This window comes from Streptomyces sp. SYSU D01066-1 (assembly GCF_054956795.1).
Genome location: NZ_JBUDHV010000027.1, coordinates 28281 through 51343 on the forward strand (window position 1 = coordinate 28281; position 23063 = coordinate 51343).

27 protein-coding genes and 1 pseudogene are annotated in these 23063 nt (G+C 74.1%); 20 read left to right on the plus strand and 8 right to left on the minus strand.

Annotated features, from left to right (window positions below):
- The first annotated feature begins 39 nt into the window (after positions 1-39).
- The 4 genes from ACY1JF_RS22540 to ACY1JF_RS22555 all read left to right on the plus strand — a co-directional run bounded on the left by ACY1JF_RS22540 (position 40) and on the right by ACY1JF_RS22555 (position 2799).
- Entirely contained in the window at positions 40-777 is a 738-nt protein-coding gene (locus ACY1JF_RS22540; RefSeq protein ID WP_462707013.1) for an LmeA family phospholipid-binding protein, read from the plus strand.
- 491 nt (positions 778-1268) lie between these two features.
- A complete protein-coding gene (locus ACY1JF_RS22545; protein ID WP_462707014.1) occupies positions 1269-2108 on the plus strand; it encodes a sulfurtransferase in 840 nt (279 codons plus the stop codon).
- A 43-nt stretch (positions 2109-2151) separates the two neighbouring features.
- A complete protein-coding gene (locus tag ACY1JF_RS22550) occupies positions 2152-2439 on the plus strand; it encodes a DUF1416 domain-containing protein (RefSeq protein WP_462707015.1) in 288 nt (95 codons plus the stop codon).
- Between the two features lie 99 nt (positions 2440-2538).
- Complete coding sequence (locus ACY1JF_RS22555) at positions 2539-2799, plus strand: DUF3099 domain-containing protein (protein ID WP_462707016.1); 261 nt, start codon at positions 2539-2541, stop codon at positions 2797-2799.
- A 10-nt stretch (positions 2800-2809) separates the two neighbouring features.
- Here the strand turns inward: ACY1JF_RS22555 and ACY1JF_RS22560 are convergent, their stop codons facing one another.
- Positions 2810-3172 carry a DsrE family protein gene (locus ACY1JF_RS22560; protein WP_462707017.1) on the minus strand — a complete coding sequence of 121 codons (363 nt, stop codon included), beginning with the start codon at positions 3170-3172 and terminating at the stop codon, positions 2810-2812.
- Positions 3173-3215: 43 nt separating this feature from the next.
- Between ACY1JF_RS22560 and ACY1JF_RS22565 the strand changes: the two genes are divergently transcribed.
- The 6 genes from ACY1JF_RS22565 (at position 3216) to ygfZ (ending at position 6313) form a co-directional block, all read left to right on the plus strand.
- Positions 3216-3485, plus strand: coding sequence for a hypothetical protein (locus ACY1JF_RS22565; protein ID WP_462707018.1), 270 nt, complete (start codon positions 3216-3218; stop codon positions 3483-3485).
- 68 nt (positions 3486-3553) lie between these two features.
- Positions 3554-3688: a hypothetical protein gene (locus tag ACY1JF_RS22570; RefSeq protein WP_285442785.1), complete on the plus strand. Its 135-nt coding sequence runs from the start codon at positions 3554-3556 to the stop codon at positions 3686-3688.
- A 40-nt stretch (positions 3689-3728) separates the two neighbouring features.
- Positions 3729-4304, plus strand: coding sequence for a heme-binding beta-barrel domain-containing protein (locus ACY1JF_RS22575; protein WP_462707019.1), 576 nt, complete (start codon positions 3729-3731; stop codon positions 4302-4304).
- A 328-nt stretch (positions 4305-4632) separates the two neighbouring features.
- The gene (locus ACY1JF_RS22580) at positions 4633-4848 is read left to right on the plus strand and encodes a hypothetical protein (protein WP_462707020.1); all 216 of its coding nucleotides are present in this window, start codon (positions 4633-4635) and stop codon (positions 4846-4848) included.
- Positions 4849-4878: 30 nt separating this feature from the next.
- The gene (locus tag ACY1JF_RS22585) at positions 4879-5316 is read left to right on the plus strand and encodes a Fur family transcriptional regulator (protein WP_462707021.1); all 438 of its coding nucleotides are present in this window, start codon (positions 4879-4881) and stop codon (positions 5314-5316) included.
- Positions 5317-5347: 31 nt separating this feature from the next.
- Entirely contained in the window at positions 5348-6313 is a 966-nt protein-coding gene (ygfZ, locus tag ACY1JF_RS22590; RefSeq protein ID WP_462707022.1) for a CAF17-like 4Fe-4S cluster assembly/insertion protein YgfZ, read from the plus strand.
- 125 nt (positions 6314-6438) lie between these two features.
- On the opposite strand, the gene dtd is transcribed toward ygfZ, so the two are convergent.
- A complete protein-coding gene (gene dtd / locus ACY1JF_RS22595) occupies positions 6439-6864 on the minus strand; it encodes a D-aminoacyl-tRNA deacylase (RefSeq protein WP_462707023.1) in 426 nt (141 codons plus the stop codon).
- A 168-nt stretch (positions 6865-7032) separates the two neighbouring features.
- Here dtd and ACY1JF_RS22600 point away from each other — a divergent pair, with 168 nt between their 5' ends.
- The 4 genes from ACY1JF_RS22600 to ACY1JF_RS22615 all read left to right on the plus strand — a co-directional run bounded on the left by ACY1JF_RS22600 (position 7033) and on the right by ACY1JF_RS22615 (position 12060).
- Entirely contained in the window at positions 7033-7710 is a 678-nt protein-coding gene (locus ACY1JF_RS22600; protein WP_462707024.1) for an RsiG family protein, read from the plus strand.
- A 75-nt stretch (positions 7711-7785) separates the two neighbouring features.
- Positions 7786-8802, plus strand: a complete 1017-nt coding sequence (locus ACY1JF_RS22605) for an asparaginase (RefSeq protein ID WP_462707025.1) — start codon at positions 7786-7788, stop codon at positions 8800-8802.
- 568 nt (positions 8803-9370) lie between these two features.
- A complete protein-coding gene (locus ACY1JF_RS22610) occupies positions 9371-10003 on the plus strand; it encodes a TetR family transcriptional regulator (protein ID WP_462707026.1) in 633 nt (210 codons plus the stop codon).
- A 41-nt stretch (positions 10004-10044) separates the two neighbouring features.
- The gene (locus ACY1JF_RS22615; RefSeq protein ID WP_462707027.1) at positions 10045-12060 is read left to right on the plus strand and encodes a HelD family protein; all 2016 of its coding nucleotides are present in this window, start codon (positions 10045-10047) and stop codon (positions 12058-12060) included.
- Positions 12061-12067: 7 nt separating this feature from the next.
- Here the strand turns inward: ACY1JF_RS22615 and ACY1JF_RS22620 are convergent, their stop codons facing one another.
- Positions 12068-13225 (minus strand): SGNH/GDSL hydrolase family protein, encoded by a 1158-nt coding sequence (locus ACY1JF_RS22620; RefSeq protein ID WP_462707028.1) that lies wholly within the window; start codon positions 13223-13225, stop codon positions 12068-12070.
- 2 nt (positions 13226-13227) lie between these two features.
- Positions 13228-13350 (minus strand): hypothetical protein, encoded by a 123-nt coding sequence (locus ACY1JF_RS22625; protein WP_462707029.1) that lies wholly within the window; start codon positions 13348-13350, stop codon positions 13228-13230.
- Positions 13351-13482: 132 nt separating this feature from the next.
- Between ACY1JF_RS22625 and ACY1JF_RS22630 the strand changes: the two are divergent.
- Positions 13483-13832: pseudogene (locus tag ACY1JF_RS22630) on the plus strand (zinc ribbon domain-containing protein); the annotation flags it as partial.
- Between the two features lie 168 nt (positions 13833-14000).
- On the opposite strand, the gene ACY1JF_RS22635 reads toward ACY1JF_RS22630, so the two are convergent.
- Positions 14001-14156: a hypothetical protein gene (locus ACY1JF_RS22635; RefSeq protein ID WP_462707030.1), complete on the minus strand. Its 156-nt coding sequence runs from the start codon at positions 14154-14156 to the stop codon at positions 14001-14003.
- Between the two features lie 97 nt (positions 14157-14253).
- On the opposite strand from ACY1JF_RS22635, the gene ACY1JF_RS22640 reads away from it, so the two are divergent.
- The 3 genes from ACY1JF_RS22640 (at position 14254) to ACY1JF_RS22650 (ending at position 16025) form a co-directional block, all read left to right on the plus strand.
- The gene (locus tag ACY1JF_RS22640) at positions 14254-14826 is read left to right on the plus strand and encodes a helix-turn-helix domain-containing protein (protein WP_462707031.1); all 573 of its coding nucleotides are present in this window, start codon (positions 14254-14256) and stop codon (positions 14824-14826) included.
- A 107-nt stretch (positions 14827-14933) separates the two neighbouring features.
- Positions 14934-15584 (plus strand): hypothetical protein, encoded by a 651-nt coding sequence (locus ACY1JF_RS22645; RefSeq protein WP_462707032.1) that lies wholly within the window; start codon positions 14934-14936, stop codon positions 15582-15584.
- 105 nt (positions 15585-15689) lie between these two features.
- A complete protein-coding gene (locus ACY1JF_RS22650) occupies positions 15690-16025 on the plus strand; it encodes a DUF2516 family protein (RefSeq protein WP_462707070.1) in 336 nt (111 codons plus the stop codon).
- Between the two features lie 44 nt (positions 16026-16069).
- Here the strand turns inward: ACY1JF_RS22650 and ACY1JF_RS22655 are convergent, their stop codons facing one another.
- The 3 genes from ACY1JF_RS22655 to ACY1JF_RS22665 all read right to left on the minus strand — a co-directional run bounded on the left by ACY1JF_RS22655 (position 16070) and on the right by ACY1JF_RS22665 (position 20093).
- Positions 16070-17494 carry a PP2C family protein-serine/threonine phosphatase gene (locus ACY1JF_RS22655; protein ID WP_462707033.1) on the minus strand — a complete coding sequence of 475 codons (1425 nt, stop codon included), beginning with the start codon at positions 17492-17494 and terminating at the stop codon, positions 16070-16072.
- 482 nt (positions 17495-17976) lie between these two features.
- Complete coding sequence (locus tag ACY1JF_RS22660) at positions 17977-19044, minus strand: C40 family peptidase (RefSeq protein ID WP_462707034.1); 1068 nt, start codon at positions 19042-19044, stop codon at positions 17977-17979.
- Between the two features lie 263 nt (positions 19045-19307).
- Positions 19308-20093, minus strand: a complete 786-nt coding sequence (locus ACY1JF_RS22665) for a methyltransferase domain-containing protein (protein ID WP_462707071.1) — start codon at positions 20091-20093, stop codon at positions 19308-19310.
- A 321-nt stretch (positions 20094-20414) separates the two neighbouring features.
- Between ACY1JF_RS22665 and mshA the strand changes: the two genes are divergently transcribed.
- Both mshA and ACY1JF_RS22675 read left to right on the plus strand, forming a co-directional pair.
- A complete protein-coding gene (gene mshA, locus ACY1JF_RS22670) occupies positions 20415-21752 on the plus strand; it encodes a D-inositol-3-phosphate glycosyltransferase (protein ID WP_462707035.1) in 1338 nt (445 codons plus the stop codon).
- Complete coding sequence (locus ACY1JF_RS22675) at positions 21745-22263, plus strand: type III secretion system chaperone family protein (protein ID WP_462707036.1); 519 nt, start codon at positions 21745-21747, stop codon at positions 22261-22263. The genes mshA and ACY1JF_RS22675 overlap by 8 nt, the downstream gene beginning before the upstream one ends.
- Positions 22264-23063: the final 800 nt, after the last annotated feature.

Here is a 23063-nt window from a genome sequence, read left to right on the forward strand (position 1 = left end):
CGTGGCTCTCGACCGTGAAGTCCGCTGGGGTGGGAAGAAATGCGCGCACTGCGAATACTGCTGATCGTCGTCGTGGTCCTGGGCGGACTCTTCGTGGCCGCCGACCGGCTCGCGGTGAACTTCGCGGAGGGCGAGGTGGCGGAGAAGCTGAAGGCCCAGGAGGACCTGACCGCCACCCCGGACGTGTCGATCAACGGCTTCCCCTTCCTCACCCAGGTCGCGGGCCGTGAACTGGACGACGTCGAGGTCACCATGGACGAGTACGCGGCGACGGCCGGCGGCGGCACGCAGCAGGTCCGGATCGACGACCTGAGGGCGCACATGAAGGGCGTCGAGTTCTCCGGCGACTACAGCTCCGCCACCGCGGCCAGCGCGTCCGGCACGGCGACCGTCTCCTACGACGAGCTGCTGAAGGCCGCGGGGTCGGACCCCGTGCAGATCACCCCCGGCGTCACCGCCGGCATCGTCGGCCTCTCGGACGGCGGCGACGGCAAGATCGATGTCGCCGTGGAGGCGACGGTGCTCGGCACCAAGCTGCCCGAGCCGATCCACGTACTCAGTTCCGTGACGGTCGAGGGCGACAAGGTCGGGGTGACCGCCGACGACCTGCCGTCGTTCGGCGAGGTGGAGCTGTCCGACTCCCAGGTCCGGCAGATCACCGACTTCCAGCAGGTGATCGACGAACTGCCCGGCGGCGTCCGGCTGGACAAGGTCGAGGCGGCGAAGGACGGCGTCGTGATCTCGGTGACGGGTTCGAACGTCCGGCTGGCCGGGTAGGACGGAAACCGGCCGGGCAGGACGGGGTCCGGCCGGGCAGGACGGAAACCGGCCGGGCAGGGCCGGATGGAACGGAGCCCGGGCGGGTGGCCGACCGGCCGGCCCGCCGCGCGGAACGGACGGCGACTGTCCGACAGGTGAGACGACGATGTCCGCCCGGTAGGGCACGGGGTGGCGCACCCCGCTCTCCGTCCCGGATCGCGGACCATCCTGTCTCAGAATCCGATACGACGGTGACACGTCCGCCAGGTCGTCCCTACGATCGGACACTATGCAGTGCCTTTCGAGCGTCTCCGGGCCGCGGGGACAGGCGGATCTCACGAAGCGGCGGGCAGTGGACCTGTGCCGCGTTTCCGCCATGCTCTGTCGCCCGTTCTGAGCGGAAGTCCGTCTTCCGTATTCGCCGCCTGCCCTGATCGAGGGCATGGGTGCGCCGTGCGCGCGCCCGCCGCACTCGCACGCCCCGCCGCAACTGCCCCGGAGGAGAGAACATGAGCCGCAGCGACGTACTGGTCGACGCCGACTGGCTGCAGGACCACCTGGACGACGAGAACATCGCGATCGTCGAGGTGGACGAGGACACGTCCGCGTACGACAAGAACCACATCAAGAACGCGATCAAGATCGACTGGACCAAGGACCTCCAGGACCCGGTCCGCCGTGACTTCATCGACCAGGAGGGCTTCGAGAAGCTCCTGTCGGCGAAGGGCATCGCCAACGACACGCTGGTGATCCTCTACGGCGGCAACAACAACTGGTTCGCCTCCTACGCCTACTGGTACTTCAAGCTGTACGGCCACGAGAACGTCAAGCTGCTCGACGGCGGCCGCAAGAAGTGGGAGCTGGACGCCCGCGAGCTGGTCGAGGAGGTCCCCGAGCGGGCCGCCACGAACTACAAGGCCAAGCCGCAGGACACCTCCATCCGCGCCTTCCGCGACGACGTCGTCAAGGCGATCGGCGCGCAGAACCTGGTCGACGTCCGCTCGCCCGACGAGTTCTCCGGCAAGCTGCTCGCCCCGGCCCACCTGCCGCAGGAGCAGTCGCAGCGCCCGGGCCACGTCCCGTCCGCGCGCAACATCCCGTGGTCGAAGAACGCCAACGACGACGGCACCTTCAAGTCCGACGACGAGCTGAAGAAGCTCTACGAGGACGAGCAGGTCGACCTGGACAAGGACACCATCGCCTACTGCCGCATCGGCGAGCGCTCGGCCCTGACCTGGTTCGTGCTGCACGAGCTGCTGGGCGTGGAGAACGTCAAGAACTACGACGGCTCCTGGACCGAGTACGGCTCCCTGGTCGGCGTGCCGATCGAGCTCGGCCCCGCCAAGTAACCGCTGCTACCCGCGACGACCCGCGACCTTAAGGACTACGGACATGTGTGGAGCGAAGGCCGGCGGCCCCGACGCCTCGACGATCAGGCCCGGTGAGACCACCATCCAGGGTCAGGTGACCCGTGACGGCGAGCCGGTGACGGGCTACGTCCGTCTGCTGGACGCCACCGGCGAGTTCACGGCGGAGGTCCCGACCTCCGCGACGGGCCAGTTCCGCTTCTACGCGGCCGAGGGCACCTGGACCGTCCGCGCCCTGGTCCCGGGTGGCACGGCGGACCGCACGGTGGTCGCCCAGCAGGGCGGCCTGGCGGAGGTCGCGATCGCCGTCTGACGGCGTGCGTGAGGCATGGGTGACGGCCGAGGGCCGCGCCCCACGGGTCGGACGCCCGGGGTGCGGCCCTCCGGCGTGTGCGGACCTACCCTGAGAAACGTGTACGAACGGCGGCGGCGCGTGTACTTCGCCCTGATGGGCACCTGTATCGCGCTCTACGTGCTGGCCTGGGGCGTCGTCCGGCTCTGGTCCGTCCCGGCGGCCGTCGCCCTGTGCGTGGTCGCCATGGTCATCCCGCCGCTCGCCGCGATCGTCGCCAACCGCCGCGGTCCCGAGGACCGCTGGTGGGACGATCCGTCGGGGGACCCGGAGTCGGACGAGTGGTGGGACGAGCTGGACGGCAGGAAGCGGCGACGGTGATCCGGGCGGCTCAGTAGACGAGCGCCTGGGCGCCGTCCGCCAGGGCCTCCTGCACGAAGACCTGGGCGCCGGCGATGCGGACGCCCGCGATGACGTCCTCCTCGGTGATGCCGCGCCGGGCGGCGCACTGGGTGCACAGCGTCAGCCGGCCGCCGCTCAGCAGGGAGTCGATCAGGTCGGGCAGCGGTGCCGCGTGCGGCAGTTCGAACTCGGCGGCGCGGCCCGGCAGGGCGAACCAGGCGGACTCGCCGGTCAGCCACATCGAGACGTCCACGCCACTGGCCACGGCCACCGCCGCCACCGTGAACGCCTGCGAGCAGCGTTCGGGGGCATCGGCCCCCGCGGTCACCTTGATCACTAGCTTCTTCGCCATGGCCGAATCGTAATCAACGCCCCCGCAACCCCTTGTGCTGGCCATGAGTCTCCTGTGCGCGCTCGGCCCCGCCCGCACCCTGCGCGGCGCCGGCGGGTCCGTCCGGGACGAGGACTTCCCCGAGCAGGCCACCGCCACCGGCGTCACCCGCATGATCTGCACGGAGGCCGAGCCCTACGGCGTCGAGCGGGTACGGCACGGCTGCCTCGCCGCCGGCGACGTCCTCGCCCTCGTCGCGCAGTCCCGCGAGGGCGCCGCGCGGGCCGTCCCCTTCCAGCGGACCGTGGCGCTCCAGAACCGGTTGCCCACCTGACCCGGCGGGGAGGGCGTACCTCACCCGACAGGGCCGGGCCCCGGCCGCGTAAGCTGGGCCCCGGCCCTGTGCACACCACCGCACCCCCGCTCAAGGAGCACCCCGTGGAGATCTTCTTCGAAGCCCTGCTGGTCCTGGTCTGCGTCGGCGTCCTCGCCTTCGCCGGACTGACCGTGAAGAAGCTGTTCCAGGGCCAGCGCTGACCCCCACGCCAGGAAGCACGTCAGGAAGTAAGTTCCGCTCATGATCGAGATCCCGTCCGACCTGCACAAGGACCTCGTCCCGCTCGCCTTCCTGCTCGGCAGCTGGGCCGGCGCGGGCGTGCACGACTTCCCCGGCGCCGAGAAGTGCAACTTCGGTCAGGAGGTCACCTTCACCCACGACGGACGTGCCTTCCTGGAGTACGCCTCCCACACCTGGGTGCTCGACAACGAGGGCAACAAGGTCCGCCCGCTCGAGTCCGAGCACGGCTTCTGGCGCATCGACGCCGACCGCAAGGTCGAGGTGACGATGACCCGCGACGACGGCGTCATCGAGATCTGGTACGGCGAGATGGCCCCCCAGAAGCCGCAGATCGACCTGGTGACGGACGCCGTGGCCCGCACCGCCGCCGCCCGGCCCTACACCGGCGGCAAGCGGCTGTACGGCTACGTCAAGAGCGACCTGATGTGGGTCGGCGAGAAGCAGACCCCCGAGGTCGAACTGCGCCCCTACATGTCCGCGCACCTGAAGAAGGTCGTCACCCCCGAGGACGTCGAGCGCTGGGCCAAGGCCCTCCCCGACGACATGCCGGACGACGGGATCGCCTTCTTCAAGTAGGTCCCCGCGGGCAGACCCCTGTTCGTGCACGACACGTTCCCCCGGGCCGCGCGGCCCGGGGGAACGTGTGCGTTCGGGCCGCGCGGCGCGAGGGGACGGCGGAAGGCGGGTGACGGAGGACGCAGCGGCCCGCCGGAGCGAGTTCGACCGGTCGCGGTACGTCGCCTCCTTGCTCGCGCCGGGAGGCCGGGCCGCCGTGCTGCTGCCGGCTGGGCCTCCTTCGACACCGGTGCCGCCCAGGCGGTGCGGGCGGGCCGGGGCGAGGCCGGGGCCGGGGCTGGGGCCGTGGGGTGGGTGAGAGCGTCCGGGGCTGGGCCGGGGCCGTGGAGTGGGTGAGAGCGTCCGGGGCCTGGGAGGGCTGCCGGTTCTCGTGCCGCCGTTCGCGGGACAAGCGACGACCGGCGCCACGCTCGCCGTCCTCGCCGTCCTCGCCGTCCTCGGCGCCGAGATCCAGGCGCACACCGGGGTCGCCCGCGCGGCCGGCGGCTGCCGCAGCGTGCTCGCCGACGCATTGATGAACGGCTTTCTGCCGGCCGAGCCGTGATCCGGCCCGCGCGGTCCTAGACTGGCCGGTGTGGTGAGCACCGACTGGAAGAGCGACCTGAGGCAGCGCGGCTACCGGCTGACCCCGCAGCGGCAACTGGTGCTGGAGGCAGTGGACACCCTTGAGCACGCGACCCCCGACGCCATCCTCGGCGAGGTGCGCAAGACGGCGTCGGGGGTCAACATCTCCACGGTCTACCGGACGCTGGAGCTGCTGGAGGAGCTGGGCCTGGTCAGCCACGCCCACCTCGGGCACGGGGCGCCGACCTACCACCTGGCCGACCGCCACCACCACATCCACCTGGTCTGCCGGGACTGCACCGACGTCATCGAGGCCGACCTGTCGGTGGCCGCCGACTTCACCGCCCAGCTGCGCGAGCGGTTCGGCTTCGACACCGACATGAAGCACTTCGCGATCTTCGGCCGGTGCCAGGACTGTTCGCTCAAGGGTTCAACTACCGAGTCGTAGACCGGTCGTGGTCCGGTCGTAGGCTTGAAGCATGAAAAGCCCTCTGCTGTCCCTGCCCGGCGCCGTCCCCGCCGAGGGGGTGGACGAAGGCGTCGCCGCCCACTACGGCGACCTGTTCCGCGAGCAGCGTGCCCTCGCCGGCGGCACCGGTTTCGTCGACCTCTCGCACCGCGGGGTCGTCACCGTCACCGGCGACGACCGGCTGAGCTGGCTGCACCTGCTGCTCACCCAGCACGTCAGCGACCTGCCGGCCGGACAGGCCACCGAGGCGCTGATCCTCTCCGCCAACGGGCACATCGAGCACGCCCTGTACCTGGTCGACGACGGGGAGACGGTCTGGGCGCACGTCGAGCCCGGCACCCGCGAGGCGCTGGTCGCCTACCTGGAGTCGATGAAGTTCTTCTACCGGGTCGAGGTCGCGGACCGCACCGGGGACATCGCCGTCGTGCACCTGCCCGCCGGTTCCATCACGCCGGCCCCCGAGGGCGTCGCCGTGCGGGAGACCCCGTACGGGCGGGATCTCTTCCTGCCCCGCGAGGAGCTGGAGGCGTACGCCGCGCAGGCCGGGCCCCCGGCCGGGCTGCTGGCGTACGAGGCGCTGCGGGTCGAGCAGCACCGGCCCCGGCTCGGCTTCGAGACCGACCACCGCACCATCCCGCACGAGCTGGGCTGGATCGGCAGCGCCGTCCATCTCCAGAAGGGCTGCTACCGCGGGCAGGAGACCGTCGCCCGGGTGCAGAACCTGGGCAAGCCGCCGCGCCGGCTGGTCTTCCTGCACCTGGACGGCAGCGAGGTGCACCTGCCGGCGGCGGGGACGGAGATCCGGCTCGCGGACGACGGGGCGGAGGGCCGGAAGATCGGCTTCGTCACCACCTCCGTACGCCACCACGAGCTGGGCCCGGTCGCGCTCGCCCTGGTGAAGCGGAACGTCCCGGTGGACGCCCGGCTGATCGCCGGGGACACGGCGGCGGCCCAGGAGACGGTCGTCGCGCCCTAGACGCGTTGCCCTGTGAGGTGCCTGGGTCCAGGATGCTGTGGGTTCCCGGATGCCGTGGGTTTCCGGGAGCCCTGGGTTTCCAGGAGTCCCTGGATCCTCGGAGGTCCCTGGACCCCCGGAGGCCGCTAGATCTCCAGGAGGACGGTGAACGGGCCGTCGTTCGTCAGCGACACCCGCATGTGCGCGCCGAACCGGCCCGTCGCCACGGTCGCGCCCAGCGCGCGCAGCCGGTCCACCACCTCGTCGACGAGCGGTTCGGCGACCTCGCCGGGCGCGGCGGCGTTCCAGGTGGGGCGGCGGCCCTTGCGGGCGTCGCCGTAAAGGGTGAACTGGCTGACCACGAGGAGCGGTGCGCCGACGTCGCTGCACGACCTCTCGTCCGCCAGCATCCGGAGCGACCAGAGCTTGCGGGCCAGCTGCGCGGCCTTCTCCTTCGTGTCGCCGTGGGTGACCCCGACCAGGGCGCACAGGCCCTCGCCCTCGAATCCGCCCACCGTCTCGCCGTCCACGACGACGCTCGCGCCGTCCGCCCTCTGCACCACCGCTCGCATGCGGCCATGATGCCGTGCGCCCCCCGGGCACCGGCGGGCGGCCCCGTACGGGTTTCTTTTCGGCCCCGAACCCCCCATCTGGGGCTGATCGGGGGCACTCGGTCACATAGCGGCCAGCCGGGGTGGCACGATGCTCCCAGACGCCGGTCGAGGGGACGGTTGAGGCACATGAGCACACCGAGCACCGGGCAGCCGTCGAGCACTGTCTCGTTGACGTACCCGGTCGGCAGAGACAGGCTCCGGCCGCCCGTGCAGCGCACGGACAGCCCCGAGCTGCCCGCGGATCCGCCCGCGGGCACGCTCCCAGGGGGGAGCACACAGGCATCGCAGGAGGCGGCACAGGGGACGACAGGGAAGACCGATCTGACCGTACTGAGTCTGCCCGAGCTGCGCACGCTGCGCAGGGACGCCCAGCGCGAGGAGGCCGACCTGAGTTATGTACGCCGGCTGCTGCAGGGGCGGATCGACATCCTGCGCGCCGAGCTGGCCCGGCGCGGGCCGGCCTCCGTGGTGGCGCCGGAGCAGTCGGTGGTGGAGCGGCTGCCGGAGATCCTGACGGACGCTCCGGCGCGGCACCGCTCCTCGGCCCGGCACGTGACGCTGGGCACGCCGCGCAGCGAGGAGTACCGGCAACTGGCCGCCGAGATGCTGGACGAGGTCGAGCTGTCGGACCTGCAGGCGCGCACCGATCCGGAGCTGACGGCGGCGATGGGGCGGCTGGTGGGCTACGAGCAGCAGGTGTCCCGGCGACGCCAGCGGCTCCAGCGCACGGCGGACGGCTGCAGCGCCGAGATCGCACGCCGGTACCGTGAAGGGGAAGCACAAGTAGACGACCTGCTGGCGTGACGGGCCGGCCCGGTGAACCCGGGCCACCGGCTCGGCCGACCGACCGGCGGGTCCCCTGTCGGAAGGCAACCGCCGATGCCCGCGTCCCCGCAGCCCACGTCCGGGTCCCCGTCCCCGTCCCAGCCCCGGTCCGGGGCCGGGCCCGCACCCGCTGCGCCGCCCGTCCTCGCCGAGGTCGTGCGGTCCGGGTTCGTCGAGGGCCGCCATCGCGGCAGCCTGGTGGTGCTGGGCGCGGACGGGGCGGTGGACCTGGCGCTCGGGGACCCGGCCGCCCCCGTCTTCCCGCGCTCGGCCAACAAGCCGATGCAGGCCGCCGGTGTGCTGCGCGCGGGGCTGGAGCTGACGGGGGAGCGGCTGGCGCTGGCCGCCGCGAGCCACTCCGGAGAATCGTTTCACCTTGATCTCGTACGGCGGTTGCTCGCCGAGCAGGGACTGGACGCGGCCCAGCTCCAGTGCCCGCCCGACCTGCCGCTCGACCCCGAGGAGCGGGACGCGTACCTGGCCTCGGGCGCCGTACCGGACCGGGTGACCATGAACTGCTCCGGCAAGCACACCGCCATGCTGGCCGTCTGCGCCCGGCGCGGCTGGCCGCTGGAGAGCTACCTGGATCCCGGCCACCCGCTCCAGCGGCTCATCCACGAGGTGGTCGAGGAGGCCGCCGGGGAGCCGGTCGGCACCGTCGGCACCGACGGGTGCGGGGCGCCGCTGATGGCGATCTCGCTGACCGGGCTGGCCCGCGCCTTCCGCTCCTTCGTCCTCGCCGCGCCGGGCTCGGCCGAACGCCGGGTCGCCGACGCCATGCGGGCCCACCCCGAGTACGTCGCCGGCACCCGCCGCGCCGACACCTGGCTGATGCGGGAGGTGCCGGGGGCTCTGTCCAAGATGGGCGCCGAGGCGGTCCAGGCGGTGGCCCTGCCCGACGGCCGCGCCCTCGCCTTCAAGATCGAGGACGGGGCGACCCGGGCGCTCGGCCCGGTACTGGCCCGCGCGCTGGCCCTGCTGGGCGTGGACGCGCCGGTGGTCGAGCGGATCGGACGGTCGCCGCTGTTCGGCGGGGGCCGCGAGGTGGGGGAGATCCGCGCCGCGTTCTGAGCGCGGACACGGGCTTTTCGGGCGCCGGCACGGTGTTCCGGGTGCGGACACCGGCTTTTCGGACGCCGGCACGGTGCTCCGGGTGCCGGGGCCGGTGTTCCGTTCCCCGGCGCCCCCGCACGCGGCGGGCGGTGGCGGCCGGTGGCTGGAGGCGTTCGGGAGCGGGGCGTCCTGCCGGGTGGTGGCCGAGGGGCGGGGACCCGGCCCGGGTCCGGCGGGCTGTCCACGGCGCTCGGGCCGCCCGTGCGCACCCGTGGCCGACACGAGAACGGGCAGGCGTACCGCCGGCTGGAGGGCGTGCGGTCGGTCTGCGTCGGCCTCGGCCGTGACCGCGTCGTGTCCGGCGCCGGTCCGGACGCGCCCGGTGTCCGCCGGGCGGCCGGCTGCCGTGCCGTCGCCCTGGTGGTGGCTGCCGGGGGTCGGCTCTCGTGCCGTCGTCCCGGTGGTGGCTGCCGGGGGCCGGCTGCCGTGCCGTCGCCCTGGTGGTGGCCCGCCGGCGCGCTCGGCCCGTCGGCGGGCCGTCCGGCCTGGGTGCGGGCGGGCGGCCGGGGCTGCGTACGCTCGCCCCATGACCGAGCCCGGCCTGCGCGAGCGCAAGAAGCAGCGGACGTACCGCGTCCTGTCCGACACCGCCGTCCGGCTGTTCCTGGAGCGGGGCTTCGACGCCGTGTCGGTCGCCGAGGTGGCCGCCGCGGCCGAGGTCTCCAAGCCGACGCTGTTCCGGTACTTCCCGGTCAAGGAGGACCTGGTCCTGTACCGGATCGCCGACCACGAGGGCGAGGCCGCGCGGGTGGCGGCCCAGGGCCCGGACCCGGTGACGGCGCTGCGGCGGCACTTCCTGGCGGGGCTGGAGCGGTGCGACCCGGTGACCGGGCTGAACGACGACCCCGAGGTGCTCGCCTTCCACCGGCTGCTCTACGGCACCCCCGCCCTCGCCGCCCGGGTCCACACCTACCAGGAACGCTCCGAGGCCGCGCTCGCCGACGCCCTCGGCGGCGACCTGGAGGCCCGGCTGGCGGCGGCCCAGATCATCGCCGTGCAGCGCGTCCTGGCGCTGGAGAACTGGCGGCGGATCGCGGCCGGGGAACGGCTCGCGGACGTACGGGAGGACGCGGTGGCCGCGGCCGGGCGGGCGTTCGGACGGCTGGCCGCCGGACTGCCGCACCTCACCGGGAGCGGTACGGAAAGCGATACGGAGTAAATTATTTAACTAGGTTACGCTATTCCGGTAGGCTCGGCGGAATGACGTCACCCGACCCCGTCCTGCGGGCCGCCCTCGCCCAGGAGCGCGCCCACCACGAGCACTGCCGCGCCGCCCTCGCCGGGATGGTCGACGGCGCCCAAGAACACGTCGTCACCGGCGAGGACGTCTCCGCCTCCGGTGCCGACGCCGAGGTCCTCGGGCACCGGCTGCGCAGCCGCGCCAAGGAGCTGCGCGAACTGCCCGAGGGGCCCCTGTTCTTCGGACGGCTGGACCTCGCCGAAGGGCCGCTGCACATCGGGCGGCTGCGGATCTCCGAGCACCCGGCCGCCCCGCCGCTGGTCGTCGACTGGCGGGCCCCCGTCTCCCGCGCCTTCTACCAGGCCACCGCCCGCGATCCACAGGGTGTGGACGTCCGGCGCCGGTTCGGCTGGGCGCCGGGCAGCCGGGGCGACTCCGCCGACCTGACCGGCCTGGAGGACGAGCACCTGGGCCGGGGCGAGTCCCGGGCCGGCGAGATCCTCGCCCGCGAGATCGAACGGCCCCGGGTCGGGCCCATGCGGGACATCGCCGCGACCATCCAGCCCGAGCAGGACGACCTGGTCCGGGCCGCCCTGAACCAGTCGCTCTGCGTCCAGGGCGCCCCGGGCACCGGCAAGACCGCCGTCGGCCTGCACCGGGCCGCCTACCTCCTCTACACGCACCCCCGGCGGATGCGGCGCGGCGGACTGCTGGTCCTCGGGCCCAGCCGCGCCTTCCTCGGCTACATCGCGGAGGTGCTGCCCGCCCTCGGGGAGAGCGGGGTGCGGCAGTCGACGCTGACGGAGGAGATCGCCCGGCACCCGGTCACCGGGACCGAGGGGGCGCGGGCCGCCGCCGTCAAGCACGACGTCCGGATGGCCGAGGTGCTGCGCCGGGCGCTGTACGGGAGGGTGCGCGCCGAGGCCGCGGGGGATCTGGAGGTGCCGGACGGGTCCGTCCGCCGGCGGGTGCCGGCCGGCGAACTGGCGCGGATCGTGGCGGACGTACGGGCCGGGGAACCACCGTACGGCACCGGGCGGGAGCGGGTGCGGGCCCGGATCGTGCGGCACCTCCAGGACCAGGCCGAACGGCGCGGCGAGACGTGCGGCGCGGCCTGGGTGCGGCGGACGGGGCGGTCCCGGCCGGTCACCGCCTGCGTGGACGCCGTGTGGCCGCGGGTGCGGCCCGAGGAGGTCGTCGCCGGGCTCCTGGCCGACCCGGCGGCCCTGGCCGGGGCGGCCGAGGGGCTGCTGGACGGTGAGGAGCGGCGGACGCTGCTGTGGGAGAGGCCGCCGAGGTCGTGGCGGTCGGCCCGCTGGTCCGCCGCCGACCTGGTCCTCCTCGACGAGGCCGCCGGGCTCCTGGACCGCCCCGAGGGCTACGGCCACGTCGTCGTCGACGAGGCGCAGGACCTCTCCCCGATGGAGTGCCGGGCCATCGCCCGCCGGTCCGCCTTCGGGTCGCTCACCGTCCTGGGGGACCTGGCGCAGGGGACCACGCCGTGGGCGGCGCGGTCCTGGCGTACGGTCCTCGGCCACCTCGGCCGGCCGGACGCGGCCGTGGTGGAGCTGACCACCGGGCACCGGGTGCCGAAGGCGGTCGTCGGCCTGGCCAACCGGCTGCTCGGACGGCTGGACGTGGACGTCCCGGCCGCCCGTTCCCTGCGCCGGGACGGTGAGCTGACGGTGCGGCGGGTGGCGCCAAAGGGCGTGCCGGGCGCGGTCGTGGCCGCCGTGCGCGCCGCGCTCGCCCGGGAGGGGTCGGTGGGGGTGATCGCGGCCGGCGCGGACGTGGACGCGGTGCGCGCGGCCCTCGCCGCCGCCGGGATCACCGCGGGCGGCCCCGACGACCCGGGCGCCCGCCCGGCCGTGGTCCCGGCGCGTGCGGTCAAGGGGCTGGAGTACGACCACGTCGTCGCCGTCGAACCGGCGGCGATCGCGGCGGCGGAGGAGCGGGGACTCAACCGGCTGTACGTCGTCCTGACCCGGGCGGTGTCGCGGCTGGACGTGGTGCACGGGCGGCCGCTGCCGTTCTGAGCGGGGTTCAGGCGAGGAGGCCGCCCGGGGAGAGGGCCAGCTCGGCGAAGCGCTCGCCGATGCGCAGGTGGGCGGCGGCGTCCGGGTGGAGGCCGTCGGGCAGGGGGAGTTCGGCGTGATCGTCCTCGCCGTACAGGGCGCGGCCGTCCAGGTGGCGCAGGTGCGGGTCGTCACCCGAGCGGTCGCGGACGATGCGGGCGAGTTCCTCGCGGACGACGGTGAGGGTGAGCTTTCCGGCGGCGACCTCGGCGGGGTCGCCGGCGGCGTGGAAGCCGAGCCGGCCCTCGGCGAGCGCGGCGGGGTCGAAGGCGGTGGGGCCGGGGGTGTCCTCGTGCAGGGGGCAGTAGACCGGGGAAATCACCAGGAGGGGGGTCGTCGGGTGGCCCTCGCGGATGGTGTCCAGGAAGCCGTGCACGGCCGGGCCGAAGGCGCGCAGCCGCATCAGGTCGGCGTTGACGAGGTTGATGCCGATCTTGACGCTGATCAGGTCGGCGGGGGTGTCCCGCAGCGCGCGGGCGGTGAACGGGTCGAGCAGGGCGCTGCCGGCCAGGCCCAGGTTGACCAGCTCCACCCCGGCGCGCAGGGCGGCGCGGGCGGGCCAGGTGCCGGTGGGGTCCGCGGCGTCCGAGCCGTGGCTGATCGAACTGCCGTGGTGCAGCCAGACCTTGCGGCCCCGGTCGGGGACGGGCCCGGCGGGGGCGTCGGTGCGCAGGGCGACCAGCTCGGTCGTCTCGTTGTGCGGCAGCCAGATCTCGACGTCCTTGTCGCGGTCCGGCAGGTCCGTGAAGCGCAGGGTGACAGGGGCGCCGGGGCGGTGCTCGGCGCTGCCCGTGCCCAGGTCGACGGTGAGGGTGTGGCCGCCGGTGGCGGTGGCCCGGGCGTGCGGGACGCCGTCGACCAGGAGTTCGTAGACGCCGTCCGGGCGGGGCGGGGCACCGGTGTAGGCGCGCTTGGTGGGGAGGGTGTCGAGTTCGACGGTGGTGGCGCGGGTGCGCAAGGCCAGCCGCACGCCGGAGGGCTGGCTCTCGGCCAGGGCGAGCTGCGGGTCGGCGCACTGGGCACGGGCGCGGACGGGGAGCCGGTGCGGCAGCAGGCCGTGCGGGGTGCGTTCCAGGTCGAGGGCGCCGCGGAGGAGGTTCGGGGTGGTGAGGGGGATGGTGTGCATGGTCAGTGACCTGTCGGTGAGGGGGCGGGGGCCCCGGGCCAGTTGCGCAGCAGGGCGTCGAGGACGCGGGACCAGGACTTGTCGGGGCCGGAAGAGCTGTGGCTGAAGCTGCCGCCCAGCTCCATCCCTGATCTTGCGTGGGTATCCCCGGCTTCAGCCGGGGAGGGAAACGCATCCTAGAACCGGAGGCGCGCAGCGCCGGAGTCCGCTGCGCTTCTTCGGCGACGGTCGGACGGGCCGCTTCTGGCCCTCGATGTAAGGCCCCCGCACCGAAGCCGGACCCCGAGACACCGGGCGGCTTCCTGCCCGACGGGGCCGCCGCCGAGGCGGGCCTCAATCGTTCGATCACCGATGCCGGATGGGGAGGGGTGTTCCTGACGACCCTGCACGCCAAGGCTGAAAGCGCCGGACGAGACGTGATCGCCGTGGACCCCCGCGACACCTCCCGGACCTGCCCCGAATGCGGGCACGTCTCAGCGGAGAACCGGTCCGCCCAGGAGAGGTTCCACTGCGTCTCGTGTGGCCACAGCGCGCACGCCGACACGGTGGGCTCCCTGAACGCGTCCTACGGGCCGGGTTGGTCCGTCGCGAAGCCGCACCGGCATAGCGAGAAGCCCCCACCTTCAGGCGGGGGAGGAGTCACGCTGACGTAGCGGTAGAAGACGCTGCCGAGGAGGCGGACGGCGTGGGTCTGGTCGGGTTCGGCCAGGTCGTAGCCGCGCGCAGCTGGGCCTGCCGGTGAGTCCGGCGCCGGGCTGGGCGCCGCCCCGCGCGCCTACGGCCTGGAGGACTCCGCCGCCGTCCACGCCATCCGCTGCCTGTGCGCGGCCGTCGCGGGCCCGACGCCGGGACCGACTGCCGCGACGGTGCCGGCCGCCTCGAAACCCGGCGGGAACGGCACGGGCAGCTCGGGGAGGGCGGTCTGCCGCATCAGGCCGGTCCGTGTCCGGACGTCGCGAACCGGGCGCGGAGTCACTGTTGCAAGCGCCTTGCTTGCAATAGTTAGCAGAGTCGTGCATCGTGGAGGCATGGCATCGCTCAACGTCGGCAATCTCGGTGAGTACCTGCGCGAGCAGCGGCGCAGCGCGCAGCTGTCGCTGCGGCAGCTCGCCGATGCCGCGGGGGTGTCCAATCCGTACCTGAGCCAGATCGAGCGCGGGCTGCGCAAGCCGAGCGCGGAGGTGCTCCAGCAGGTCGCCAAGGCGTTGCGGATCTCCGCCGAGACGCTGTACGTGCGGGCCGGGATCCTGGACGCCGAGCGGGACAGGGAAGAGGTCGAGACGACGGCCGTCATCCTCGCCGATCCCACGCTCACCGAGCGGCAGAAGCAGGTGCTGCTCCAGATCTACGAGTCCTTCCGCAAGGAGAACGGCTTCGCGGCCGGTCCGCGGGAGGCGGCGAAGGCTCAGGACGGGGAGGGGCGCGACGGCGCCCCCGGCGGCGCCCGCGACGACGTGCGCGATGACGCGCGTGACGACGTGCGCGACGAAGCGCGTGACGACGCGCGCGACGACACCTCCATACGCGGCCCGCGCGCGGCAGGCGCGCGCACCCGCACGGCCGGCGGCGGCGACGCCGCCCCGCGGCGGACGGCCGGGTAGGAAGCGGCCGCCGGCCCCGCGCGGCAGACCCGTGTGGAGAACCGTACTGAGACCCGTACAACGCCCCGAAAACCCTCAGCCGAACGTGATCCGGGAGGACCGTCACCATGGCCATCACCGACGATCTGCGCAAGACCCTCAGCGACCCCAGGCCGCTCTACTTCGCCGCGGGCACCGCCGACCTGGCCTGGCAGCAGGCCAAGAAGGTGCCCGTCCTGGTGGACCAGCTGCGCACCGAGGCTCCCGCCCGCATCGAGGCGGTGCGCAACACCGACCCCAAGGCGGTCCAGGAGAAGGCCGCCGCCCGTGTCAAGGAGACGCAGGGGACGCTCCAGACCAAGGTCAACGAGTTCATCGGCTCCCTCGACACCGACCTCAAGAAGCTCGGCGAGACCGCCCAGGACCTCGCGCTGCGCTCGGTCGGCGTGGCCGCCGAGTACGCCGTGAAGGCCAAGGAGACCTACGAGAAGGTCGCCGAGCACGGCGAGCAGGCCGTGCGGACCTGGCGCGGCCAGGCCGCCGAGGGCATCGAGGACATCGCCGAGGAGGTCGAGGAACTGGCCGTGGCCGTCGAGCCGAAGGCCGAGCCGGTCGAGGTCGAGGAGGAGAGGCCCGCGGCGGCCGGCGCGGTGGCGACCCCGGCGACCGCGGCCGCCGCGGCCGACGCGGCGAGGAAGACGCCCGCCGCGCGGAAGGCCCCGGTGAAGAGGACCGCCACCGTCTCCACCACCAAGAAGTCCACGCCGTCTACCAAGTGACGACGGCGGACGGAACGGGCCGGGCACCCTCGGGGTGCCCGGCCCGTTGTGCGGGTACGGTGACGGCGTAGGGACGACCCGAGTCTGGTGGTGGACGTTGTGCTGATGCAGGGGTTCGCGGGCTTCATGTGGCTGCTGAGCATGGGCCTGATCGTGTTCAGCGGTTTCGCGTTGATCGACGCCGCCACGCGCCGTGAGGACGCCTACCGCGCGGCCGACAAGAAGACCAAGCCGTTCTGGCTGATCATCCTGGGGCTCGCCTTCGTGGTGAACCTGATCTTCGACATCCTGTCGTTCCTGCCGGTCATCGGCCTCATCGCCACGATCGTGTACATGGTCGACGTACGCCCCGCGCTGCGTGGCCTGCCGGGCGGCGGACGCAGCACCCGCCGGGGCAGCAGCAGCGACGGTCCCTACGGGCCGTACAACGGGGGGCGCTGACCCGCCGGTGCCGGGGCCCGGCGCCCCGCTCGGTGAACGGCCGCTCAGGCCACCCGGTCCAGCAGCACCACGGCCACGTCGTCCGCCAGCTCGCCGCCGTTCAGCCGGCGGACCTCGTTGACGGTGGCCCGCAGCAGCGCCTCCCCCCGCAGGCCCTGCGCGCGCTGCCGGCACACCAGCTCCACCATCCCGTCCTGCCCGAGCCGTTCCCGGCCCTCGCCGACATGGCCCTCGATCAGCCCGTCGGTGTAGAGCATCAGGCTCCACTCGGTCCCCAGCTCCACCTGCGTCCGGGGCCAGCGCGCCCCCGGCAGCAGCCCGAGCGCCGGGCCGTTGTCGTCGTACGGCAGCAGCCGCGCGGGTTCGCCGGGACAGGCGACCAGTGGTGCCGGGTGCCCGGCCAGGCACAGCCCGGCCCGGTGGCCGTCCGGCGCGATGTCCACGGTGCACAGCGTCGCGAAGATCTCGTCGTCCCCGCGCTCGTGCTCCAGCACCTCCTGGAGCGTGCCCAGCAACTGGTCGCCGCAGAGCCCGGCCAGGGTCAGCGCCCGCCAGGCGATCCGCAGCTCCACGCCGAGCGCCGCCTCGTCCGGGCCGTGCCCGCAGACGTCGCCGATCATGGCGTGCACGGTGCCGTCGGGGGTGCGGACGACGTCGTAGAAGTCGCCGCCGAGCAGGGCGCGGGAGCGGCCGGGGCGGTAGCGGGCGGCGAACCGCAGCGGGGAGCCGTCCAGCAGCGGGGTCGGCAGCAGGCCGCGCTCCAGCCGGCGGTTCTCCTGGGCGCGCAGCCTGCCCTCGGCCAGCCGCCGCTCGGCGGAGTCGGACCGCTTGCGCTCGACGGCGTACCGGATCGCGCGGCTCAGCAGCCGTCCGTCCAGTTCGTCGCGGAAGAGGTAGTCCTGGGCGCCGACCGCCACCGCCTCGGCGCCGCGCTCGGCGTCGGACGACGAGGTCAGGGCGAGGACGGCGTGCCGGGGCGCGAGTTCCAGTACGTGCCTGAGGACCGCCAGCTCGTCCTCGTCGCCCTCCGCTCCGCCGCCCGCGCGGCCGGGGTCGGACAGGGCGAGGTCCAGCAGGATGCAGTGGACGTCGTCGGTCAGCAGCCGCGCGGCCTCGGTGAGGTTGCGGGCGGTGCGGACGCGGATCGGCTTGCCGGCCTGGTCCAGCAGGTCGGGCACGATGGGCGAGCCGCCCGGGTCGTCCTCGATGAGCAGCAGGGTCAGGCTGGTGTGCGCGGCGGGCTCGGCGGCGGCCGGCTCCCGGCCGGTGTGCTGCCCGCCGGTGCCTGCGCCGGTACTTGTGTTTGTGCCTGCGCCGGTGCCGGTGCCTGCGTCGGCGCCGGTGTCCCGGGTGGTGTCCTTCCGCGGTGGGGCCTGCTCGACGGAAGGGCCGCCGTCATGGGACGCGGCCTGCGCCTGACCACTCTCCACGGCCGGGATCGCTCTCTGCCGCGGTACGGGTACGGGCATCGTCCTGGTTCCTTCCCTCCCCCCGAGGGCACGGCGGGGCGAGGGACCTCGACCCACCGACGGGGACCATAGCGGGTGCCGGGCGGGCAGCGGAATGGCGCACGGCACGTCGTTTTGCCAACCGCCACTGTCATATGCCGCGTTATGTACCGCAGTTGGGCGGCCGTCCGGGCCCCGGGGGATGACGAACGTCACGTCACCACGCGGACCGGACCGGGCGCCCGCGTGGGGCCGGTCACGTGGCGCGTCTCACGCCCGCCGACGGGGCGTGAGCGCCTGGCCGCGTGCGGTGCCGCCTGTGCCGCTTGTGCCGCGTGCGGTGCCGCCTGTGCCGTCCGTGCCGCGTGTCGTGCCGCCCGTGCGACACGGCTCGTGCGGTCCCGCCCGCGCCGGCCCGCACCGGCCCGCGCTGCCCCGGCCCGTGCTGCCCCGGCCCGCCCCGCGCCGGCCCGCCCGCGCCGTGGGCCCGCGCCGCGCGCCCGTCACGCCTCGGGCCGGACCACCCCGAGGATCGGCATGGTGCCCGCCCCCGTGACCGTCACCGTGCGCCCCGGCCGGGGGGCGTGCACGACCTTGCCGTCCCCGACGTACATCCCCACGTGACTGGCGTCGTCGAAGTAGATGATCAGGTCGCCCGGCCGCATGTCCGCCACGGCCACGCGCTCCAGCCGCCGCCACTGCTCCTGCGAGGTGCGCGGGATGCCCTGCCCGGCCGAGGCCCAGGCCTGTGAGGTCAGCCCGGAGCAGTCGAAGGCCCCCGGGCCCTCCGCGCCCCACACGTACGGCTTGCCGACCTGGGCCGTGGCGTACTCCACGGCCTTCGCGCCCTGCGCGGTGGCCTCCTCGCCGGTCCCGTCGAGGACCCCGGAGTCGAGCCAGGCGCTCTGCGCCCGCTGGGCCGCCTCGCGCTCCAGCCGGGCGAGGCGCTCCCTCTCCTCCTCCTCCAGCTCGGACTCCAGCTTCTCGGCCGCCGCGATCCGCTGCTCCACCGTCTTCCGCGCGGCGGCCTTCGCCGCGCGGTTGGCCTCCAGCCGCTCCCACTGCCCGGAGGCGTCCGCCGCGTAGGTCTCCAGGGCCGCCTGCGCGCGCTTCATCTCGCCGAGCAGGCCCTTGGCGGCGCGCTGGCCCTGGATCACCCGGCCCGCGCCGTCCAGGAACTCCCGCGGGTCGTCGCTGAGCATCAGCCTCGCCTCGTCGGGCAGCCCGCCGGTGCGGTACTGGGAGCGGGCCGCGGCGGCGGCGCGCGCCTCCAGGCCGTCCAGTTCCTCCCGGCCCTCGACGATCTTCCGGGCCAGCTCGACGAGCTGCGCGGACTGCTGCTCGGCCTGTTCCTCCGCCGCGTTGTACGCGTCGGTGGCGGCGGCGGCCTCCCGGTAGAGCCGGTCGAGCTCGTCGCGTACGGCCATCAGGTCCTCGTCCGGGGTGACGGTGACCGCCGGGGCGGGCGCGGGGCCCGGGTCCGCGAACGCCGTGTCCGGTGCGGTCAGCACCGTCACCGCGCAGACCACGGCCACGGCGGCGGTGATCAGGCCACGCTTCCCCGGTCCCATACCCCTGCCCCCCACTGGTCGGCCGTCAGCAATGTCCGTCCCGTTTCCCCGGGGATCGTGCCATGTCGGAACGCTGAGCGACAGAGGCGGTCAGAGGCCGACAGAAGCAGTTCGTCTCCCCGTCGTCCCCCAGGGACGCCTCGTCCCCCAGGGACGCCTCGCCCTCCGAGCGCGCCTCGTTCCCCGAGCGCACTTCGTTCCCCGAGCGCACCTCGTCCCCCAGACCCACATCGCGTCCCCCAGACGCCCCCGCTTCCGACGGGTCACCCGAGCGGCGCCAACGCCCCCCACCGCACCGTCACCTCCCCCTGCCGCCACCGCGCCGGCCCGTCCGTCACCGGCCAGTCGGCCGTGAGGTCCCGTACCGCGCGCATCCACCGCTGGCGGGCGCCGTAGGAGGCGTAGGGCGCGGCGGCGGTCCAGGCGCGGTCGAAGTCGCGCAGGAAGGCGTGGACCGGCTCGCCGGGGACGTTGCGGTGGATGAGCGCCTTCGGCAGCCGTTCGGCCAGATCCGAGGGGCGCTCCAGGGAGCCCAGCCGGGTCGCGAAGGTGACCGTGCGCGGCCCCTCGGGGCCCAGCGCGACCCACACGTGCCGTCGCCCGATCTCGTCGCAGGTGCCCTCGACCAGCAGTCCGCCGCGGGAGTGCCCGGCCGCCGGGGCGAGCCGCGCGCACAGCCGCCGCCACACCGCGTCGACCTCGGCCTCGTCGTACTGGCGCAGCACGTTCGCCGCGCGGACCAGCAGGGGGCGCCCGGGGAACGGGATCTCGAAGCCGCCGTGCCGGAAGACGAGGCCCTCGCGCGCGTACGGCTCGGCCGCGGCGACCCGCGCCGGGTCGATCTCGACGCCGACGACACGCGCGCGCGGCGCCACGCCCCGCAGCCGGTGCAGCAGCTCGACGGCGGTCCAGGGCGTCGCCCCGTACCCGAGGTCCACGGCGACCGGGTCGCCGGCCCGGCGCAGTTCGGCGCCGTGCGTGGCCGCGATCCACCGGTCCATGCGGCGCAGCCGGTTCGGATGGGTCGTCCCGCGCGTGACCGTGCCCACGGCACGGGCCGCGCCGCTCGCCGAACGGATCCGGGGACGGGGGAGGGGCACGGCGCGGGGTGGCATGCCTACGAGGGTAAGCGGCGGCTCCGGAGGGACGCCGCCGGTCGTGTTCCAAGGCGTCCGGGGCATCCGTAACGGGAGGGGGCGGCAGCCGGACGCGGGTGTACGCGGCCACGCGGCGAACGGTTGAGTGGCCGAGGCAATAATTCAGTAAAGACGAAGAAATCGGAATGAGGCACGGCCCTTCCGCGTTGCACCCCCCTGGAGGGCGAGGCGCGTGCCCTCGGACCGGCCGCCCGCAGCAAGGAGGAACGCCCCGTGAGCCAGTACGCCGGCAGGCTCGGGCGTCGCTCGGCGGCGGCCCCCGCGCGGCTGCGGTCCCGCCGCAGGCCCCGGCGCGTCGCCATGCTCTCCGTGCACACCTCACCGCTGCACCAGCCCGGAACCGGCGACGCGGGCGGCATGAACGTCTACATCGTGGAGCTGGCGCAGCGCCTGGCCGCGATCAACATCGAGGTCGAGGTCTTCACCCGGGCGACCGCCGCCGCCCTCCCGCCGACCGTGGAGCTGTCCCCCGGCGTCCTGGTCCGGCACGTCGACGCGGGCCCCTACGAGGGCCTCGCCAAGGAGGACCTCCCGGCCCAGCTGTGCGCCTTCACGCACGGCGTGATGCAGGCGTGGGCCGGCCACCGCCCCGGCTACTACGACCTCGTCCACTCGCACTACTGGCTCTCCGGCCACGTCGGCTGGCTCGCCGCCCAGCGCTGGGGCGCCCCCCTGGTGCACGCCATGCACACCATGGCCAAGGTCAAGAACGCCAACCTGGCCGAGGGCGACACCCCCGAACCCGCCGCCCGGGTCATCGGCGAGACCCAGATCGTCACCGCCTCCGACCGGCTGATCGCCAACACCCGGGAGGAGGCCGGCGAGCTGGTCCGGCACTACGCCGCCGACCCCGCGCGGGTGGCCGTCGTGCACCCCGGCGTCAACCTCGACCGGTTCCGCCCCGCCGACGGCCGCGCCGCCGCCCGCGCCCGCCTCGGCCTGCCCCAGGACGCCCTGATCCCCCTCTTCGCGGGCCGGATACAGCCCCTGAAGGCCCCCGACGTCCTGCTGCGCGCCGTGGCCGTCCTGCTCGCCGAACGCCCCGGACTGCGCTCCCGCGTCGTCGTCCCCGTCGTCGGCGGCCCCAGCGGCAGCGGCCTCGCCAAGCCGGAGGGCCTGCAGAAGCTGGCGGCCCGGCTCGGCATCGCGGACGTCGTGCGGTTCCGCCCGCCCGTCGGACAGGACCAGCTCGCCGACTGGTTCCGGGCGGCGTCCGTGCTGGTGATGCCCTCCTACAGCGAGTCCTTCGGCCTGGTCGCCATAGAGGCGCAGGCGGCCGGCACCCCGGTGCTCGCCGCGGCGGTCGGCGGCCTGCCGGTCGCGGTGCGCGACGGGGAGACCGGCTTCCTGGTGAACGGCCACGATCCGGCCGCGTACGCGCGCGTACTGCGCGATTTCGCCGACAACCCCGGACTCGTGCCCCGCATGGGCGGCGCCGCCGCCCGGCACGCGCGCTCCTTCGGCTGGGACACGGCCGCCGCCGCCACCGCCGACGTCTACGCGGCCGCGATGCAGTCCCACCGCCGTCGCGTACCCTCCCACCATGGCTGACGATGCACAGCGGACGGCGGCGCGGACCGTCGAGGAGGCCCTGCGGGACACCGGCCTGGAGTGGGAGAGCCCCGAGCCCGGCAGCTACGTCGTCACGCTCCCCGGCACCCGCAAGCTCTCCACCACCGTCTCCCTGATCGCCGGCCGCCACTCCCTCTCCCTCAACGCCTTCGTCATCCGCCACCCCGACGAGAACGAGCCGGGCGTCCACCGCTGGCTGCTGGAACGCAACCTCAGGCTCTACGGCGTGAGTTACGCCGTCGACCGCCTCGGCGACGTCTACGTCACCGCCCGCCTCCCCCTGGCCGCGGTCACCCCCGACGAGATCGACCGCCTGCTCGGCCAGGTCCTGGAGGCCGCGGACGGCGCCTTCAACACCCTGCTGGAGCTGGGCTTCGCGAGCGCGATCCGCAAGGAGTACGAGTGGCGCACCGCGCGCGGCGAGCCGACCCGCAACCTGGACGCGTTCCGGTCCCTCACCCAGCGCCCCACCGGGGACGACGCCGGCTGAACGGCCTGCCGCTCCGCGGCGCCCTCACTCTCTTCGCGGCAGGCGCCCGCCGACCGCCCGCTACCCACGCCCGACAGGCGGGACGGGTACGGGTTCGGTGTTGCGCGCGACTCACCTCTTACGGTTCGACGGCGGAGGTTTGACCAGTCTGCGGCGTTCCCGTGGGGCATCGGGAGCAGTGGTCTGCTCGGCGCCGCGTCCGGGCCGGCCAGGGACCTCCCTGGGTAGGAGCTTCCTCACGTCCACCGCGAATCTGTTGGCCGGCGGTTCGGGTAGAGGAGGGGCCGGCCGCGGGTTCATGGCGAAGACGGGTGACAGTGGATCGCCGCTGACGATCGTGAGTGCGTCGGGTCCGGCGGTCGGGGAGTCGCCGTCCAGTGAGTAGCCCCCACGGCTGCCCGGGGGAACGACGGTGATCCGAGGCGGGCGGGGCCCGGCGGCCGAGGACGCGCCGTCCGGTGCGGACCTCGCCGCAGGGGGACGTTCCGCCTCCGGGTGGTCCCTTTGCGTATAACTGTCGATGATCTCGGAGATCGACCCGTACGAGGATGGGCGATCCGCAGGCTCCCAGGAACGTGTTCCTTCCTGACGAGCCGGTGGATGACCCGGCATCGACGGAGGCGAACCCTGGGCCCGCGAAGACCCCTCAGGACTCTGCGTCATGTGTTTCCTCTCGCCTGCTCATGCCACACCTTGCGGGTACTACGGGAGTGTGCGCAGCTCGGTTCAACCCGCTGGCATCCCGGTTCCAGGCCCCGCGCGCCATCGCACCGCAATCGGTTCCAGCGGCGAGCACGTCG